Here is a 17,942-nt window from a genome sequence, read left to right on the forward strand (position 1 = left end):
GGGGGAAGATTGAGCACGACGACGAAGGGACTCGCATGCAGGAGCTCCGACTCGTCGCGGTGAGTGAGGACGGGACCTATCTCGTGCTGGCGACGGCCGGCCGGGGTACCCGGTTCACGCTGCCCGTCGACGACCGGCTCCGTGCTGCCGTCCGCGGCAACTTCTCCCGTCTCGGCCAGTACGAGATCGAAGTGGAGAGTCCGTTGCGCCCCAAGGAGATCCAGGCCCGGATCCGTGCCGGCGAGACCGCGGAGGAGATCGCCAACACGGCGGGCATCCCGGTCGAGCGCGTGCGATGGTTCGAGGGTCCCGTGCTCCAGGAACGTGAGTACATGGCACAGCAGGCGCAGCGCTGCGCCGTGCGCCTGCCCGGCGACTCCGCTCCCGGTCCCACCCTCGGCGACCTGGTCGTCGAGCGGCTGACCCGCCGCGGCGTCCCCGCCGACGAGATCGAGTGGGACTCCGCCAAGCGGGACGACAACATGTGGCGCATCAAGCTCGGCTTCGTGTGGAACGGTCACACGCGCAACGCCGAGTGGATCTTCGACCCGCGCCGGCGCCACATCACGCCCCACGACGACGAGGCCCTGCGGCTCTCCAGCGGGGACGACGCCGATCCGGTCGAGGACAGCACGGTCACGCCGTTCGTGCCGCGCGTGGCCAAGCTCGCCCCGGTGCCGTCGCTGGCGTCGGAGTCGCTGCACCAGCAGCCACCGGTGGCCTTCCCCTCGGTCCTGCGGCACGAGCCGCCGGCCCGGCCCGCCTACGCCCAGGTCGAGCCCCCGACGGCGCCGGCGACCCCGGCGCCGGCCCCCGCGACGCCGCCCGCGGCCTACCAGCAGCCGCCCATGCCCCCGCTCCCGGCCGGTTACGAGGCGCCGCGGGTCTCGGTGCCGCCGCTGCGCGCCCCCGACGGCGCCGGTCAGCCTCCGGACAGGACCGCGGAGCGTGCCTCCGCCGCCGCCCAGGGCACCGACGCCGTCACCCAGGTGCGGCCCCCGGAGCCGGTGCTGCCCGAGCCGGTCGCCCCGCCCGAGCCGGCTCCGTACGAGCCGGCCGTGTACGGGCCGCCCGCGTCCCCGGAGCCGGACCTCACGCCGCCCGTTTCCCCACCGTTCGTTCCTCAGGCCGCCGTGACGGCGGCCGCGCCGTCTGTGGCAGGGCCGTCTGTGGCAGGGCCCTCCCCGGCCGCGGCGCCCGTGACCGCACCACCTGCGGCCGGCTCGCCCGCGCCGTCACCGGTGGCCGGGCCGTCCACGGCGTCGCCCGTGACCGGTCCGCCCGCGGCCACTTCGCGGGACACCGTCGCCGCGCCCGCGCGGCCTCCCGTGGCCGAGGCGCCCGCCGCGCCGGAGACCGTACCGGCTCCGGTCGTCACACCGCAGACCGCGCCGCGCCCGGCGACGGAGGCCCCGAACCAGGCAGAGGCTCCGAGGCAGGAGGAGGCTCCGAGGCAGGAGGAGGCTCCGAGACGGGAGGAGACCGTCCGGGCTCCGGAGGTCACCGGGGACGCCAAGGCCACCGGGGGCGCCGAGGGCACCGGCGACACGCCGTCCGCCGCGGTGACCCCGGCGGAACAGGCCGCCCCGTCCGAGCCTGCCGTGTCCGAGCCCACCCCGTCCGAGCCTGCCGTGTCCGAGACCGCCGGGGAACGTCCCGGTACGTCCGAGGCCGCCGCGTCCGGTTCTCCCACGCCTCCCGCGGCCGAACCCGTCGTGCCCGAACCTGTCAAGCCCGAACCCGCCGTGGCCGAGCCCGTCAAGCCCGAACCCGTCGTGTCCGAGCCCGTCGCGGAGCGTCCTGTCACCACCAAGGACTCCCCCGCACCGGCCGCTCCGGCCGTCCAGGAGGGCCCGATCGCCGTACCCGCGGCGCGCGTCAGCGTGGACGAACCGGCCAGGACCGACCCGGAGACACCGGAGGCGGACCCCGCGGGAACCCAGGAGACCAAGGCCGACAAGCCCGCCGCGGAGAAGCCCGTGGAGCCGCCCAAGCCCGCGGAGCCGCCCAAGCCGGCCCCGGCACCGGCTCGACCGGCCAAGAAGTCCCGGGGACGGCGCGCCTCGGTGCCCACCTGGGACGAGATCATGTTCGGCGCCCGGCGCCAGGACTGACGCGCCGTGCGGGAGGGGGTGGCCGGGGTCCGGTCGCCCCCTCTCGCGTACACCGGCCGTTCCGGGGAGCGCCGGACGGCGGCGGGAGCGGCGTGGACGGTCGGCACGGACGTCAGAGCGGTCCGGACGACCCGGTCCGCTCGGCGGGCGACGGCGTACCGGGAACGAGGAACGGGGTGATCCAGACGGGGGTGACCTCGGCGGCGAAGGCCGGCCCCTCGGCCTCCCCGACGTCGATGGCGGCATAGCCGCCGCTGCCGGCTCCCACGCCCGCGGTCACGGTCAGCAGGCCGACGCGGCGCTGGAACCAGGTCTGACTCAGGGTCCAGCCGACCACGGCCCGATCCTCGATCACCGCCTGGGAACGGCGCAGCGACCCCGACCTGACCGACAGCCGGGTACCGTCGTAGGTGTGGCCGAGGGAGCGGTAGCGGTCGAGGCCGAGCGGGACGCCCAGCACCGTGAGGATCAGCGCGGGCACCCCGAGCACCCACCAGAACCCGGACCAGAGCACGGCGGCCGTCACCGCGCAGGCGGCGATCAGCAGCCAGGGGAAGATCGCCCGGAACAGCCTGCGCCTGCGCGCCGCGATCGGGTGCGGCCTCAGGTCGGTGGTGATCGAGCCGATGGCCTCGCCCACCACGTCGAGCACGATGTCCTTGGGTGCCACCGGCAGCAGCTGTCCCCGGGTCTCCGAGTCGCCGAGACCGGTCACGATCGCCCACGCGCGGCCGAGCCCGGCGCCGCGCTCGGCCGGCCCCTGGACGAACTCGAACCCTCGCACCCTGCGCCGTTCCAGCGACACGCTCCGGCGCGTGATCAGGCCGCGACCGGCGACCAGGTATCCCTCCCTGGCGCGGAGGCTGAAGTCCCAGTTGAACACCGCGTACATGATCACCCCGACCACCGGCATGGCCAGGACGAGCAGGACCAGGGCCGCGATGAGCAGGGGCGGATGCTCCCAGAGCCACTCCCCCGCGCCGACCACGACCCGTCTGTCGATCCCGAACTCGGTGCCCCACTGGAACGCCAGGCCCACGGCACCGGCCACCAGCGCGAAGGGGGTCAGCAGGTAGGAGCCGGAGAGCGGTCCGTAGGCGAGCCATTTGCGGGGCAGGACGAAGAAGACCCGTTCCGGAGTGGTGTCCCCCACCTCGTGATGGACCGTCCCGGCCCCGGCGGACGTTCCCGGCCCCGCGGGCACGTCGGCCGTGAGCGCCTCCGCGCCCGCCTGACCGGTCGCCTGGACCGTCCCGCGCGCCTGCGCGCGTCTCGCCGTCCGGGCACGCGCGTGCCAGAGCAGCACGGCCTTGAGGCGTTCCCCCTCCTCGACGGTCACCCCGTCGAGCTCGCCCTCCTGCTTGTCCTCGCCGCCCGCGCCGGTGTCGATCCGCAGGACGGAGATGCCGAGCAGGCGGTGCAGCGGCGGGGCACTGACGTCGACACCGCGGATCCGCTCCAGCGGGATGGTCCGCACCGACCTGCTGATCAGCGACCGGGTGAGCTCCAGCCGATCGCCGACGATCTGGTACGTGAAGGTCGCCCAGCGCACGGCCGCGAACGCGACGGAGCCGACGACGCCCAGAGACGCCCACACGAACGACCCCGGCGAGAACCCGCCGATGAACAGGACTCCGGCCAGCGGCAACAGGAGCGAGGGCAGCATCCGGATGGGGTCGGTCAGCAGCACCTTCGGGCTGAGCCGCAACGGCGCGCCGGTCGGCGGTTCCAGGTTCTCCGTCTCCGGCCCACCTGGCTCCTGCGGCCCCTGCGGCCCCTGCGGGAGGCCGCCGGGCCCGGGTGCCGGAGCGAAGGCGGCCCTGGGGGGCGGGGCGGCGAGCCCGTGGCCCGCGGTGACGTCCGGACCCGAGGACCCGGCAGGAACGCGACCGGCGGCGACGTCCGGAACAGGAGGCTCGGCCGGTGAGCGATCAGCGGGCAGACCCGGGCCGGAGTTCTCGGCCGGAGGGCGATCCGCGGGCACGTCCGGGCCGGGACGTCCGGCCGGGGGACGATCCGCAGACGCATCCGGGCCCGCGTTCCCGGCCGGTGGGCGATCGGCCGGAACGGCCGGGCCGGAGTTCTCGGCCGGGGGACGATCGGCGGGCACGTCCGGGCCTGGCTGCCGGATCGGGGGGTGGTCGGCGTCGGATCCGGTCACGTCGCGTCGTCCCTGAGCTCTTCCGCACGACGGGCGAGCCCTTCGGCCAGTTCGGCGGCGACCGCGTAGTCCAGGCCCTTGATCGTGGACGAGCCCGCGTGCGAGGCGGTGCGGATCTCCACCGTGGCCAGGCCGAGCATGCGTTCGATCCAGCCCTGCGCCTTGTCGACCGTCTGGATCCTGCTGACCGGGACGAACACCCATTCCCTGCTGATCCAGCCGGAACGCGCGTAGACCACGTCCTCGCTGAACTCCCACCGGTGCACGGCGTACCGCCAGAAGGGCTCGATGAACAGCCCGGGGATCAGCAGCACCACGATCACCCCCGGCAGCCACCAGATGTTGTCGAGCACCCAGGCGGGCAGCCATGACCAGCGATCCCCGTCGATCCACCGGGCGAGCATGTACGAGCCGACGGCCAGCACGACGGACCAGAACAACCCCTCCAGCAGCCACATGGCGATGGCCTTGCGCGAGACGGGGTTGGCGGGATCCCGCAGGGAGAAGCGGTCACGTCCGGGGCCGCCCCGGCGGCGCTCGACCGAACGCTCGGACGCCCGCGCCTCCTGCGAGGCGGTGCTGTGCTCATCGGCTCGGTCACTCACGCTGCCAGCCTAAACGGTCTTGTCCCGGCGGACGGCCCGGCCGGGTCCCGGACGACGGCCGCTGGAACGGTCCCGGAACCACGGACGCCGCGCCCGTCCGGACGCCTCGCCTCCCGGCTCCCCGCGGAGCGGACGGAACCGAGCGTGAACAGGCTGAGGACGGATCGCGGCCGGGGCGCGAACAGGGCTGGGGCGGACGAACCGAAGGCCGGAAAATGTCGGTGGGACGGTACATGCTGTGAGGTCCATCACGACGGAAGGGCTCAGACGATGACATATGCCATACAGGCCGAAGGCCTGGTGAAACACTACGGGAAGACCCGTGCCCTGGACGGGGTGGACATCCTCGTGCCCCCGGGGCGGTTGCTGGGCGTGCTGGGGCCCAACGGGGCCGGCAAGACGACCGCGGTGCGCATCCTGGCGACGCTGCTCCGCCCCGACGCGGGCACCGCCACCGTCGGCGGGTACGACGTGACGCGCCAGGCCCACCAGGTGCGCTCGATGATCGGCCTGACCGGCCAGTACGCCGCCGTCGACGAGATGCTCACCGGCTTCGAGAACCTGATGATGATCGGCCGCCTGCTGGGCATGCCCCGTGCCGACTCCCGGGCCCGCGCGAGCGAGCTGCTCAAGCGTTTCGACCTCTCCGACGCCGGTGGACGGGCCACCAAGACCTACTCCGGCGGCATGCGGCGGCGTCTCGACCTGGCCGCGAGCCTGGTCGGTCGGCCGCAGGTGCTCTTCCTCGACGAGCCCACCACCGGCCTCGACCCGCGCAGCCGCACCGAGCTGTGGAGCGTGGTGCGCGGCCTGATGGCCGACGGCGTCACCGTGCTGCTCACCACGCAGTACCTGGAGGAGGCCGACCAGCTCGCCGACGACATCATCGTCTTCGACCACGGCAAGGTCATCGCCTCCGGCACCTCCGACGAGCTCAAGGCCACCACCGGCGCCCAGGTCCTCGAGGTGCGCCCGTTGCGGCCCGAGCACCTGCCCCTGGTGGGCGAGGTGCTGACCGACGTGCTGGGCGAGGCGCCCGACCTCAGCGGGGGCAGGGCGACCGCGTCGGTGCACGACCCGGCCGCCGTCCCGGTGATCGTGCGGCGCCTGGACGACCAGGGGGTCGTCGCGTCCGAGCTCGCGCTGCGCAAGTCCAGCCTGGACGAGGTCTTCCTCTCCATCACCGGTCACCGGCCCGAGGACGAGGACACCACCGAGAAGGAAGAGGCCTTCGCATGACCACGCTGACGACGACCATCCCGCAGGTGGCCGCCAAGCGCGTCACCCCGCTGGCCACCCTGCAGCAGACCATGACGCTGGCCTGGCGCAGCCTGGTCCAGATCAAGCACAACCCGTGGGAACTGCTGGACCTGAGCATCCAGCCCATCATGTTCCTGCTGCTGTTCACCTACGTCTTCGGCGGCGCCATCTCCGGCTCCACCGGCGACTACCTGCAGTTCGCCCTGCCCGGCCTGCTCGTGCAGAACGCCCTGTTCTACACGCTGTCCACCGCGATCGGCCTCAACACCGACATCACCAAGGGCGTCTTCGACCGGCTGCGCAGCCTGCCCATCGCCCGCACCGCGCCGCTGTCCGGCCGGATCATCGCCGACACCGTCAAACAGGTGTGGGCCTTCGCCCTGCTGATCGGTTTCGGCATGGTGCTGGGGTTCCGGGTTACCACCAGCGTCTTCGGCCTGCTGGGAGCTCTCGCCCTGCTGGTCGTGGTCGCCCTGGCCATGTCCTGGATGGCGGTGCTGATCGGGCTGAAGGCCTCCAACCCGGAGAAGGTGCAGATGATCAGCTTCTCCACCATGATGCCGCTGACCTTCACCAGCAGTGCGCTGGTGCCCTCGGACACGTTCCCCTCCTGGCTGAAGACCTGGTCGGACATCAACCCGGTCACGCACCTGGCCGACGCCATCCGCGGTCTGCTGATCGGCGGTGACGTCGGCAGCGCCACGCTCTTCTCGCTGCTGTGGGCCGTCGCGTTCGCCGTGGTGTTCGCTCCCTTGGCGATCCGGGCCTTCCGCAGCCACGTCTAGTCTGTTCGCGGGCGGAACGGGGGCCGGACCCGTCCATCACAGGCGATTCTGCAGCAGGGGTGGTCACGTGCTCGTGGTTCACGGGGTGTGGGTGGACGGGTCGCTCGGAATCTGGGCGGAGGACACCTCCCGGGCGCCGGCGTCCGCCTCCCGTGCCCTGCTCCGCGGGCACCCGTTCGCCGCGTCCACGGCCGCGCTCGCCGCCACCGTGAACCTGATTCTGGGTGATTCCTCACAAGAGACCCCAGATGGGACGCTAAGCGAAGTTTCCGGTGGGGTCCTCCCCGGCGCCCCGGGGACACCCCGCGAGGGCCGGGTGACCCCTCAGGAGGGCTCCCCTGCCGTCTCGGGTTCCTCCCCCGCCCCGGCCGTCCCGATCGCCTCAGCGATCACCGGCGGCACGGCCGGCCTGAACGGTACGGGTGCCGCGGACATCGGGGGCCTCGCGGGCGTCGGGGGCGTCGGGGGCGTCAGGGGCGTCGGGCTCCCTGCGGGTTTCACGGGCATGGTGGGCGTCGTCGAGGAGCGGGAGCTGACCGTCCTGCTCCCCGGTTCGGCCTCCGGCCCGCTTCCCTCCCCGGAGTCCGGCCTGTCCAGCAGGGCACGGAAGCCGAAGATCTCCCCCTGGCGGATCCCCGCGCTGCTGTTCCGGCCGGCCGACGCGCTCCGGCTGCTCGGCTCGTTACCGGCCCTCGCCTCGGGAAGCACCTCCCCCCCGCCCCTCCGAGGACGAGGGCGACGCCGACGACCCGGTCTGGGAGCCCGCTCTCTCGCTCCGTTATCTCGCCGTGGTGGCCGAGCACGCGCGGGACCTGGTCCGGCGCGGCCGGGTGCTGCCGCAGCTCGTCATGGAGGGCGACGTGCACGCCGCCCGATGGCGGCCGGTGCTCACCGGCGCCGACCGGTCCGTCCTGCCCGGCCTGACCGCCGCGATGCCGCCGGTCTGCAGGGCGGTCGCGCACGAGAGGTCGTCGGCGCAGGTGCTGGGCGAACTGCTGGACGACCTGACCGACGGCGCGGTACGGCTGTCACTGCCCGGCCGCCTGATCCTCGGCTCCCGTCCCGGACTCAGGACGGCCCTGCCCGACCGCTGGCTGTACGCGCTGACCGGCGATGACGCCCTGCTCCCCGGTGCGCGACCGGCCGAGGTCGCGGCGCTCGGCGAGGCCCTGACCGGCTGGCTCGACTCCGCACACGAGCTGGAGGGCCCGGTGCGGGTCTGCTTCCGGCTGATCGAGCCCGCCGAGGACGAGGACTCCTGGCACGTCGAGTTCGGCCTCGCTCCGGCGAGCGACACGAGCATCTCGAACGACGCGGGCGACGCGGGCGACGCGGACACCTCGTCCAGCGGAGCCGACGAGACCGGCGAGAGCGGTGGTTCCCCGGCGTCCGACGGCCTTCGCGAAACTCCCGGGACCGGCCGGATCGGCGGGTCCGGCGAAGGACGCGACGCGCGTGGTCCCGCCCGTTACCTGTCGGCCGAGCGCATCCGGGCCGGGGAGCGGGCGCCCTGGCTCCCCGGGCGACCCGAGGAGGTGCTCCGTACCGGCCTCGCCCGGGCCGTGCGGCTCCACCCCGATCTGCACATCGCGCTGCGCGCTCCCCTGCCGACCGGTCTGACGGTCGAGACCGCCTGGGCGTTCTCGTTCCTCCGTCACGGCGCGCCCATGCTCCGGGCGGCGGGGTACGGCGTGCGGCTGCCCGCCTGGGCCGGTCGCCAGGGGCTGGGACTCAAGCTCACCACCCGTCCCCTCGCCGACGACCACCGGCCCACCGACGGGCACGACGGGTCCGGGCACGACGGGTCCGACGGGTCCGGTCCCGTGAAGCACGGATCCGCCGGTGACACGGGATCCGGCCGTGCGGGATCGGGCCGTGCGGGATCCGGGTATGCGGGATCCGGCCTCGACGACCGGGTGAGCGTCCGGCTGGACGTCACCATCGGCGACCACACGATCGGCGCCGAGGAGCTGGCCGAGCTCGCCGCGCTCCGCGTCCCCCTGGTGCGGGTCAGGGGACGCTGGGTGGAGCTGGACGACCTGCAGATCAAGGCCGCGCTGAAGGTGGTCGAGCGGCACGGTGGGGAACGGACCGTCGGCGAGGTGATCCGGGAGGTCGTGGAAGGCGGTGACGAGGAGTTGCCGCTGGTCGCCGTGGACGCCCACGGCCTGCTGGGCGACCTTCTCTCCGGCGAGGCCGACCGCCGCCTCACCCCTGTCGCCACCCCGCGCACCCTGCGGGGGGAGCTACGCCCGTACCAGGAACGCGGTCTGTCGTGGCTGAGCTTCCTGTCCGGGCTCGGCCTCGGCGGCATCCTCGCCGACGACATGGGGCTGGGCAAGACCGTCTCGACCCTCTCCCTCCTGCTCTCCGAACGCGAGAGCACCCGGCCGGGCGAGAGCGAACGGCCGGGCGGAGGCGAGCGGCCCGGTGGGGACGGGGTGCCCGGGCCGACGCTGCTGGTCTGTCCCATGTCGCTGATCGGCAACTGGCAGAAGGAGACGTCCCGCTTCGCCCCTTCGCTCCGCGTGTACGTCCACCACGGTGGAGCGCGCCGGCGCGACGAGGAGCTGGCCGCCGCGGTGCGCGAGGCCGACCTGGTCATCACCACGTACGGCACCGCGCTGCGGGACCTGGGCGCGCTCGCGGCGCTCCGGTGGGAGCGGGTGGTCTGCGACGAGGCGCAGGCGATCAAGAACAGCTCGGCCCGACAGTCCAGGGCGGTGCGGTCCATTCCCGCCCGTACCCGGCTGGCGCTGACCGGCACACCGGTGGAGAACCACCTCTCGGAGCTCTGGTCCATCATGGAGTTCTGCAATCCCGGGCTGCTCGGCCCGGCCCGGCGGTTCAGGACGCGCTACCAGGAACCGATCGAGACGCGGCGCGACCCCGACGCCGTCTCGGCACTGAAACGGGCGACCGGCCCGTTCGTGCTCCGGCGGCTCAAGACCGACCGCTCCATCATCACCGACCTGCCGGAGAAGCAGGAGATGAAGGTCTGGTGCACGCTCACCCCGGAGCAGGCCGGGCTGTACCGGGCGGTGGCCGGCGAGATGCTGGGGAGGATCGACGGTTCCAGCGGCATCGAGCGGCGCGGCAACGTCCTGGCCGCCATGACCCGGCTGAAGCAGATCTGCAACCACCCCGTCCAGCTCCTGCGGGACGGGTCCGGGCTGGCGGGCCGCTCGGGCAAGCTGGCCCGGCTGGAGGAGCTGGCCGAGGAGATCGTCGAGGAGGGCGACAAGGCGCTGATCTTCACCCAGTACGCCGAGTTCGGCACCCTTCTCCAGCCCTACCTGGCCGCCCACCTCGACCGGCCGGTGCTCTGGCTGCACGGCGGGCTGTCCAAGAAGCGGCGCGACGCGCTGGTGGAGCGGTTCCAGACCGACGACGAGCCGATGCTGTTCCTGCTCTCGCTGAAGGCGGCCGGAACCGGGCTCAACCTGACCGCCGCGGCCCATGTCGTGCACGTGGACCGGTGGTGGAACCCGGCCGTGGAGGACCAGGCGACCGACCGGGCCTTCCGGATCGGCCAGACCCGGAACGTGCAGGTGAGGAAGTTCATCTGCCTCGACACGCTGGAGGAGCGGATCGACGAGATGATCGAACGCAAGAAGACCATCGCCCAGAGCGTGGTGGGCACCGGCGAGGACTGGATCGCCGACCTGTCCACCGAACGATTGCGCGAGCTGTTCCGGCTCGGCCCCCGGGCGGTGAGCTGAGATGGGCGTTCCCGGGTCCGGCGATACGGACGTTCCCAGGACGGGTGACGTGCCCGCTTCCGAGACCGGCGACACGGGCGTTCCCGGAACGGGTGACATGCCCGCTCCCGGAACCGGCGACACGGGTGTTCCCGGAACGGGTGACGTGCCCATTGCCGAGACCGGCGACACGGGTGTTCCCGAGCCGGGTGACGTGCCCTTCGACGAGCGGGTCGGGGACTTCTACTCCCCCGGTGTCCCGCTGAGCCGGGTGCGACCACGACCGCGCGCCACCGCGGTCCCCGCGGACCTGCTGCTGCGGATCCTGGAACCCCCGGCGGTCAAGGTACGGCACATCCCGCTGGTGGACCTGCTCAGGAAGCCCTACCGGGAACTGGGCGGGGACTGACCGATCCGGGGTGGCGGACACCGGCGACCGGTCATGGATCGACGGCGTACGGTCGGCGGACAGGCCGGGAACACGGGACGACGAAAATCGTTGCGACGTTCCCTCCCACCCCTTCTGTCCCTTGATTTCGTCTGTTTTCACAGCTTTTCTTCAGCGCGGAACCTCGCGATCCGGTCTGCGCATCTTCCAGAGCCGCGTAGCATCATCGGGCATGGGGCAGCCGAACACGTCTACGCGTCGCCCGCGGCACACCTCCACGATGGCGGTGGTCGCGGCGCTCGCCGTCTCGTCATCGGGGTGCGGGCTGGCGAGCGGCATGGCCTCCTCGGAGCGGTTGCAGCTGGAACCGATCAGCGTCTCCAGCCCTCGGGTCAGGGACGGCGGCCCCCTGCCGTCCGACTACTCGTGTGACGGTTCGGCCGGTAACCCTCCGCTACGTTGGTCACGCGTTCCTGAGGGTACGGGGTCCGTCGCGATCGTCGTGGACAACAACTCCCGGACAGGTGGCGAGGTGAACTGGGTCGTGTTCGACATCGATCCGCGCACCAACGAGCTTCCGGAGGGTAGCGTGCCCACGGGGGCCGTGGAGGGGAGCACGACGAACGGCAGGGTGGGCTACAACCCACCGTGCGGAGCCCAGGAGAACTATCGTTTCACCGTCTACGCGCTGAAGGACTGGGTCCGTCTCCGCAAGGGGGCACCGCTCAACGAGACCCTGAAGAGCATCGCGGACAAGACGATCGCCTGGGGACGGCTCACCACGGTTCACGTCGAGTGACCGGCCGAACACCGGAGGTAGTAATGGTTACCAATTCTTCACTTAGGGTGTGACAACGCTCATAGTGGTCCGACACAATCAGATCCAATGTCCGAGCGCAGGTGATGCAGGGGGGCAGGTCGCGTCGATGGCCGCGCGATCTCACCGGCGCCGCTGTAAGGCCATGGCCTTGAGGGTGGTGCAATGATCGCGGTCGTAGTAAGCCTGGTCGCCGTCGTGCTCCTCGTGCTCGTCGTCGTGGCACTGGGAATGCGGTCGATGAACCGCAGGGAGAGCGCGCTTCCCGCGGAACGTCTGCGGGAGATGGCGGAGAAGGAGGCGCTGGCGCCGACCACGTCCAGCGACGACTTCGCCACCAGAGAACCGAAGATGAACCATTTCACCCCCGACCTCACCCCGTTCGACGAGCCGAAGCCCCCGCGCCAGCCGCGGCCACCGAGCTCCCGCGGCAAGCGCGGTCTGAACGAGTTCGGCCAGATGGACGACTACGACGACGACTACTGGACGCGGCTGCAGGCCGACGAGGGCGGTTTCGGGGGATCCCTGGCCGCCCGGATGGGCGCGAGCCGTCCCGTCGAGCCGAACGACCGCACGGTCGACGCCGAGGCCACGACCGTGCAGGCGCCCCTGCCGACCAGGCCCGCGGCCCGTGACGCCTCGCAGCGTCCCGCGGCCTCGCCGTCGCGGCCCTCCGCGGAACCCGCCATCGCCTCCGCCTCCCTGCCCTCCGGCCTGTCCGACCTGGTGGCCCCGGTCCAGCCGAACCCGGCCCCCACGGCGGCCTCGCTCGCCGAGCAGAAGACCGTGACCTTCGCGGCGCCGGTCGCGGGCTCCTTCGGTGAGGGCCGTCCCTCGCGGGCGAGCTCCCGCCGGGCGGGCAACCGTTCCGCCTCGCAGCAGGCGGCCCAGTCCGCGTCGAGCGCTCCCGCCCGGCGGCCCGACCCGCTGAACGACCCGCTCGTCGGCGGCTCCTACCCTTCCCGTCGCAGCGCGACCGCCCCCGCCGGCGGTGCCGGCTCCCGGGCCGGCGGCCCGGCCTCTCCCGCGGGCACCCGGCCGGGACACGGCGGCCCGCTCGCCCCGATGCCTCCCATGGGTCCCACGACCAGCGGCGGTTTCCCCGTCACCTCCGCGGCGGACCCGCTCGGCGTGTCCTACGGAGGCGCGTCGCAGCCGTCGCAGCACCGCCCGCAGCCGCAGCCGTCCAAGAGCGACGTGACGGACAACCCGTGGGCGCAGGTCACCAACCCCTCCTCGGGTGGCTGGCCGACGGCGAACACCGCCGACATCCTCGACGACGCGGGCCCGTCCTACTCCTCGTACCAGACCCCGGTGTACGGCGCTCCGGCCTCGGGCTCGTACGAGGTGAGCTCCGGCTGGGCCACCATCGACGACGACGCCGTCACCGGCCCGAACCCGGCGGTGCCCGCCTCGGCCGGTCCTTCCCGCGGCGGCTACTCGCCGACCCCGGCCCCGTCCCGTCCGGCCGATCCGCGGGGCGGGTCCCGTCCGGCCGACCCGCGGGGCGGCACGCAGGGAGGGTACGGCTACGAGCCCAGGCCGGCCACCCCCGCCAGCCCGGCCGCCTGGCCGGAGCCCGGCACCCCGCCGGGGAGCGACGGCGCGAGCTGGCCGAGCTACGGCGAGCTCTACGGGACGGCGGCCCCCGAGACCACGCCGGGCGGTCGTACCGAGGAGCGGGCCAGGCCCGGTTCGCGGGGTAACCACCGCGTCCAGGAGCCCGACTACCCCGACTACTACCGCTGATTTCTCTCCGTCCTGCGTAAAAGGCTCGGGTAAAACCCCGGGAGGAGCGGGTGCGGACCCGTAGGGTCTGCCCCATGGCGACGGACACGAAGAGTGACGGGAAGCTGGCGGCGGGTGGTCTCGCCTCCGCGCTGAGGCATGACCTGCCCGCTTCCGTGGTGGTCTTTCTGGTCGCTATGCCCCTCTGCCTGGGCATAGCGGTCGCCTCAGGGGCTCCGCTGGCCGCCGGGCTCATCGCCGGGGTGGTGGGCGGCGTGGTGGCCGGTCTCCTCGGGGGCTCCGTCGTCCAGGTGAGCGGGCCCGCCGCCGGTCTCTCCCTGGTGGTCGCCGACCTCGTGATGAGGTACGGCTGGCGGGCCACCTGCATGATCACCCTGCTCGCCGGGGCCCTGCAGCTGCTGCTGGGCGTCTGCCGGGTCGCGCGTTCCGCGCTGGCCGTCTCCCCGGCCGTGGTCCACGGCATGCTCGCCGGGGTGGGCGTGGTGATCGCCCTCGCCCAGCTGCACGTGGTGCTCGGTGGCAGTCCCCAGCGTTCGGCGGTGGAGAACCTGGTCGAGCTGCCCCACCAGATCATCCACAACCACACGCACGCGGTCTTCGTCGGCGTGCTGACCATCGCGGTCCTCATCGCCTGGACCCGCCTGCCCCAGCGGGTGCGGAGTCTTCCGGCCCCGCTGGCGGCGCTGCTCGTCGCCTCGGTGACCGCCTGGGCGGCGGGCTGGCAGGTCACCCGGATCGACCTCTCCGTCAGCCTGGACTCCTGGGTCGGGCCGGTCTGGCCGAGCGGTGACTGGCACGGGATCGTCGCGGCGGTGCTGCTGGTGGCGTTGCTGGCCGGGGTGGAGTCGCTGCTCTGCTCGGTGGCCGTGGACAAGCTGCACCGGGGCAGGCGCTCGGACCTGGACAGGGAGCTGACCGGCCAGGGCGTGGCCAACATGATCACCGGTGCGCTAGGTGGTCTGCCGGTGGCGGGGGTCATCGTCCGCAGCACCACCAACGTCCGGGCCGGGGCCCGCAGCCGGTGGTCCACGGTCATGCACGGCTTCTGGCTCCTGCTGTTCGCCCTCGGGTTCGGCTGGATGATCGCCCTGATCCCGATGGAGGCGCTGGCCGCGCTGCTGGTCTTCATCGGCGTCCAGATGGTCAACATGGGACACCTGCGCAACCTGCGCGGCCACAGCGAGGTCCCGGTGTACGTGGTCACCATGGCCGGGGTGGTGCTTCTCGGCCTGGCCGAGGGCGTCCTGGTCGGCCTGGGCCTGGCCGCGCTGCTCGCGCTGCGCCGGCTCACCCGGGTGACCGTGCGGGCCACGGCCGAGCCGGACGGCCGCTGGCACGTGGTGATCGGCGGGTCGCTGACCTTCCTGGGGGTTCCCACGCTCACCTCGGAGCTGCGGGCCATCCCGGCGGGGGTGACGGTCGACCTGGACCTGAACATCGACTTCATGGACAACGCGGCGTTCGAGGCCATCCACGACTGGCGCCAGGAGTACGAGCGCGGCGGCGGGACCGTGAACATCGACGAGATCCACGACGAGTGGTACGCCATGGCGGCCAGCGGCGTGCGGATGTTCCCGGCCAAGACCCCGCCCCGGGCGCCGGACCGCTGGTGGCTGCCCTGGTCCCATCGCCGGCGCGGACGCCGGGTGGCGCACTCGCCGCTGGCCGCCCGGCACCCGGACCGCGACGGCAGTCCCGCCGTACCGGACCTGCTGGCCGGGGCCCGGGAGTTCCACCGGCTCACGGCGCCCCTGGTCCGTCCCCTGCTGCACACGATGGCCCGCACCCAGGAGCCGTCGCATCTCTTCATCACCTGCGCGGACTCGCGCATCGTGCCGAACCTGATCACCGCGAGCGGCCCGGGGGACTTGTTCACGGTCCGCAACGTCGGCAACCTGGTGCCCCGGCTGGGGTCGGAGCCGGAGGACGACTCGGTGGCCGCGGCGATCGAGTACGCCACCGAGGTGCTCAACGTCCGTACCATCACGGTCTGCGGGCATTCGGGGTGCGGAGCGATGGCCGCGCTGCTCAGCGGCGGGGAGAAGGTCACGGGTCAGCCCGCGCTCTCCCGCTGGATGCGCCACGGCAACCACACGCTGGCGCGGTTCATCGCCGGTGAGAGCGCGGGCGAGGACCACGGGCCGCTGGACCGGCTCTGCCGGGTCAACGTGATCCAGCAACTGGAGAACCTGCGCACCTACCCGCAGGTGGACCGGCTGTTCCGCGGCGGGGACCTGGAGCTGATCGGCCTGTACTTCGACATCGGCACCGCCCGGGTGCACCTGCTGGAACAGCACCCCCAGGTCGCGAGCGGCCCGGCCTGAGCTCCGGGTGCCTCCCCCTCCGGTCCTCGTGCCCCAGGCCCGTGCCGTTCACGGCCGGGAGTCGTGGAAAGAACCGGGCACGGACGGCGCGTCCCGTGTCAGGATGATCGGCATGACCGGTCGCGCACTGAGCTTCGGGGTGATCGCGGAAGCGTACGAACGGTTCCGGCCGGGGTATCCCGCGGAGCTCTTCCACCGGGTGGCGGCGTACGCGGCCCGGCCGATCCGGACCGCCCTGGAGATCGGCGCCGGGACGGGCAAGGCGACCCGCCTGTTCGCCCGGCCGGGGATCACGGTCACCGCGACCGATCCCGACGCGGCCATGCTCGCCGAGCTGCGCAGGCACCTGCCGGCGACCGTCAGGACCGTGCGGGCCGCGTTCGAGGACCTGCGGCCGGACGAGAGGTACGGGCTGGTCTACGCGGCGGCGGCGCTGCACTGGACCGACCCGCAGGACCGGTGGTCACGCGTGGCGGCGCTCCTGGAACCGGACGGGGTGTTCGCCTCGTTCGGCGGCCCGATCCAGCCCGCCGATCCGGCCGTGCGGGAGGCCGTTCGCGTGGCGCGGGCACCGTTCCTGGAGAGCGACGACATTCCGTCCCCCGACGGGACGCCTCCGGAGCACGACATGCAGTGGCCGGGTACGGAGCTCCAGCGTTCCGGACGGTTCACCGACGTCCGGCAGTCCGTGCTCGAACGGCGCCTGACGATGACGGCTCACGACTACGTCGGCCATCTCTCGACCGTCTCGGCCTACCTCATGTTGCCGGCCGCGGAGCGGGGGCAGGTGTTCGACCGGATCATGCGGGTCCTGCCCGCGACGGTCGAGATCACCGCCGACGTCACCGTCCATCTCGCGCGCCGGCGCTCCGGGCGGTAGCGGGCGCGACGCTCCGGGCGGTAGCGGACGGTAGCGGACGTCACGGGGAGCGGCCCGCTCCCGACGTACGCCGGTGGCCCCCGCAGGATCCGCTCTGAGCGGACAGCTTGCGCCCCGGGTGAAAGTCCATGGCCTTCCCGTGGCCCGGCGCCCAGAATCAGGCGCCATGAGAATTCTGATCATCGGTGGCTCGGTCTTCGTGGGACGGGCGATCACCGAAGAGGCGCTGCGGCGCGGGCACGAGGTCACCACGTTCAACCGGGGACGCAGCGGCGTCGACCTGCCGGGGGTCGAGGCGGTCAGGGGCGACCGCGAGGTGGCCGAGGACCTGGACCGCCTGGTCGAGGGCCGCGAGTGGGACGCCGTCATCGACGTCATGGGCAGGGTCCCCGGAATCGTCGACGAGTCGGTGCGCAGGCTCAACGGCCATGCCGGCACCTACACGTTCATCTCCAGCATCTCCGCGATCAGCGACTTCCCCGCCAAACCGTGCGACGACGACTCGCCGATCTACGAGTGCGCGCCGGACGCGGGCCCCGAGGACGGCGACTACGGCACGCTCAAGGCGGGCTGCGAACGCGCGATGGAGGCGTTCGAGGGCAACGCCCTGATCATCCAGCCGGGTCTCATCCTCGGCCCGTACGAGGACGTGGGCCGCCTGCCCTGGTGGCTGGACCGGATCTCCCGGGGCGGGCGGGTGCTGGCCCCGGGTGACCCGGACCGGGCCATGCAGGTCATCGACGTCCGGGACCTCGCCACGTTCGTCCTGGACCGGACCGAGGTGGGGAAGGCGGACCGTTTCCTGGTCAGCGGGGTGCCGGGCAACACCACCTATGGCGACTGGCTGGCCGAGTGCCGGGCGGTGACCGGTTCGGACGCCGAGTTCGTCTGGGTGGACGACCGTTTCCTGCTCGACCGCGAGGTGGCGCCGTGGACCGAGTTCCCCGTCTGGACCCCGGGCGGGCCCGAGTTCGCCGGGGTGTGGCTGGCGTCCTCGGCCAAGGCCCTCGCGGCCGGGCTGACCTGCCGTCCCGTCGCCGAGACGGTACGCGACACCTGGGCGTGGCTGCGCGAGGTGCCGCCCGCCGAGCGCTCCTTCAAGTGGCACGGTATCGACCCGGAGAAGGAGGCCAGGATTCTGGCGGAGTGGGCATAGCA

At 72.8% G+C, this 17,942-nt stretch carries 11 protein-coding genes and 1 pseudogene; 10 read left to right on the top strand and 2 right to left on the bottom strand.

Annotated elements, in window-relative coordinates:
* Positions 1-35: 35 nt before the first annotated feature.
* Positions 36-1,112: pseudogene (gene sepH, locus ABD832_RS42335) on the top strand (septation protein SepH); the annotation flags it as partial.
* Positions 1,113-2,226: 1,114 nt separating this feature from the next.
* On the opposite strand, the gene ABD832_RS29540 reads toward sepH, so the two are convergent.
* Positions 2,227-4,275, bottom strand: coding sequence for a PH domain-containing protein (locus ABD832_RS29540; protein ID WP_344901362.1), 2,049 nt, complete (start codon positions 4,273-4,275; stop codon positions 2,227-2,229).
* On the bottom strand, positions 4,272-4,880 hold the full coding sequence (locus ABD832_RS29545; protein WP_344901365.1) for a PH domain-containing protein: 609 nt from the start codon (positions 4,878-4,880) through the stop codon (positions 4,272-4,274). The genes ABD832_RS29540 and ABD832_RS29545 overlap by 4 nt, the downstream gene beginning before the upstream one ends.
* Positions 4,881-5,150: 270 nt before the next feature.
* Here ABD832_RS29545 and ABD832_RS29550 point away from each other — a divergent pair, with 270 nt between their 5' ends.
* The 9 genes from ABD832_RS29550 (at position 5,151) to ABD832_RS29590 (ending at position 17,940) form a co-directional block, all read left to right on the top strand.
* A complete protein-coding gene (locus ABD832_RS29550; protein ID WP_344901368.1) occupies positions 5,151-6,119 on the top strand; it encodes an ATP-binding cassette domain-containing protein in 969 nt (322 codons plus the stop codon).
* A complete protein-coding gene (locus ABD832_RS29555; protein WP_344901371.1) occupies positions 6,116-6,925 on the top strand; it encodes an ABC transporter permease in 810 nt (269 codons plus the stop codon). Before ABD832_RS29550 ends, ABD832_RS29555 begins: the two co-directional genes overlap by 4 nt.
* A 791-nt stretch (positions 6,926-7,716) precedes the next feature.
* The gene (locus ABD832_RS29560) at positions 7,717-10,647 is read left to right on the top strand and encodes a DEAD/DEAH box helicase (RefSeq protein WP_344901374.1); all 2,931 of its coding nucleotides are present in this window, start codon (positions 7,717-7,719) and stop codon (positions 10,645-10,647) included.
* 49 nt (positions 10,648-10,696) lie between these two features.
* The gene (locus ABD832_RS29565; RefSeq protein ID WP_344901377.1) at positions 10,697-11,035 is read left to right on the top strand and encodes a hypothetical protein; all 339 of its coding nucleotides are present in this window, start codon (positions 10,697-10,699) and stop codon (positions 11,033-11,035) included.
* A gap of 211 nt (positions 11,036-11,246) precedes the next feature.
* Positions 11,247-11,813: a YbhB/YbcL family Raf kinase inhibitor-like protein gene (locus ABD832_RS29570; RefSeq protein WP_344901380.1), complete on the top strand. Its 567-nt coding sequence runs from the start codon at positions 11,247-11,249 to the stop codon at positions 11,811-11,813.
* A gap of 183 nt (positions 11,814-11,996) precedes the next feature.
* Entirely contained in the window at positions 11,997-13,580 is a 1,584-nt protein-coding gene (locus ABD832_RS29575) for a hypothetical protein (protein ID WP_344901383.1), read from the top strand.
* Positions 13,581-13,654: 74 nt separating this feature from the next.
* Positions 13,655-15,904: a SulP family inorganic anion transporter gene (locus ABD832_RS29580; protein ID WP_344901386.1), complete on the top strand. Its 2,250-nt coding sequence runs from the start codon at positions 13,655-13,657 to the stop codon at positions 15,902-15,904.
* A 112-nt stretch (positions 15,905-16,016) separates the two neighbouring features.
* Positions 16,017-16,784: a class I SAM-dependent methyltransferase gene (locus ABD832_RS29585; protein WP_344901389.1), complete on the top strand. Its 768-nt coding sequence runs from the start codon at positions 16,017-16,019 to the stop codon at positions 16,782-16,784.
* 166 nt (positions 16,785-16,950) lie between these two features.
* On the top strand, positions 16,951-17,940 hold the full coding sequence (locus ABD832_RS29590; RefSeq protein WP_344901392.1) for an NAD-dependent epimerase/dehydratase family protein: 990 nt from the start codon (positions 16,951-16,953) through the stop codon (positions 17,938-17,940).
* The last annotated feature ends 2 nt before the right edge of the window (positions 17,941-17,942 follow it).

This window comes from Streptosporangium longisporum (genome assembly GCF_039534895.1).
Classification (GTDB): domain Bacteria; phylum Actinomycetota; class Actinomycetes; order Streptosporangiales; family Streptosporangiaceae; genus Streptosporangium; species Streptosporangium longisporum.

What these genes read in the sequence shown, in the direction of transcription:
- ABD832_RS29555 (WP_344901371.1), top strand. Translation starts at nt 6,116, where the DNA reads ATGACCACGCTGACGACGACCATCCCGCAGGTGGCCGCCAAGCGCGTC.
- ABD832_RS29585 (WP_344901389.1), top strand. Translation starts at nt 16,017, where the DNA reads ATGACCGGTCGCGCACTGAGCTTCGGGGTGATCGCGGAAGCGTACGAA.
- ABD832_RS29590 (WP_344901392.1), top strand. Translation starts at nt 16,951, where the DNA reads ATGAGAATTCTGATCATCGGTGGCTCGGTCTTCGTGGGACGGGCGATC.
- ABD832_RS29570 (WP_344901380.1), top strand. Translation starts at nt 11,247, where the DNA reads ATGGGGCAGCCGAACACGTCTACGCGTCGCCCGCGGCACACCTCCACG.
- ABD832_RS29580 (WP_344901386.1), top strand. Translation starts at nt 13,655, where the DNA reads ATGGCGACGGACACGAAGAGTGACGGGAAGCTGGCGGCGGGTGGTCTC.
- ABD832_RS29550 (WP_344901368.1), top strand. Translation starts at nt 5,151, where the DNA reads ATGACATATGCCATACAGGCCGAAGGCCTGGTGAAACACTACGGGAAG.
- ABD832_RS29575 (WP_344901383.1), top strand. Translation starts at nt 11,997, where the DNA reads ATGATCGCGGTCGTAGTAAGCCTGGTCGCCGTCGTGCTCCTCGTGCTC.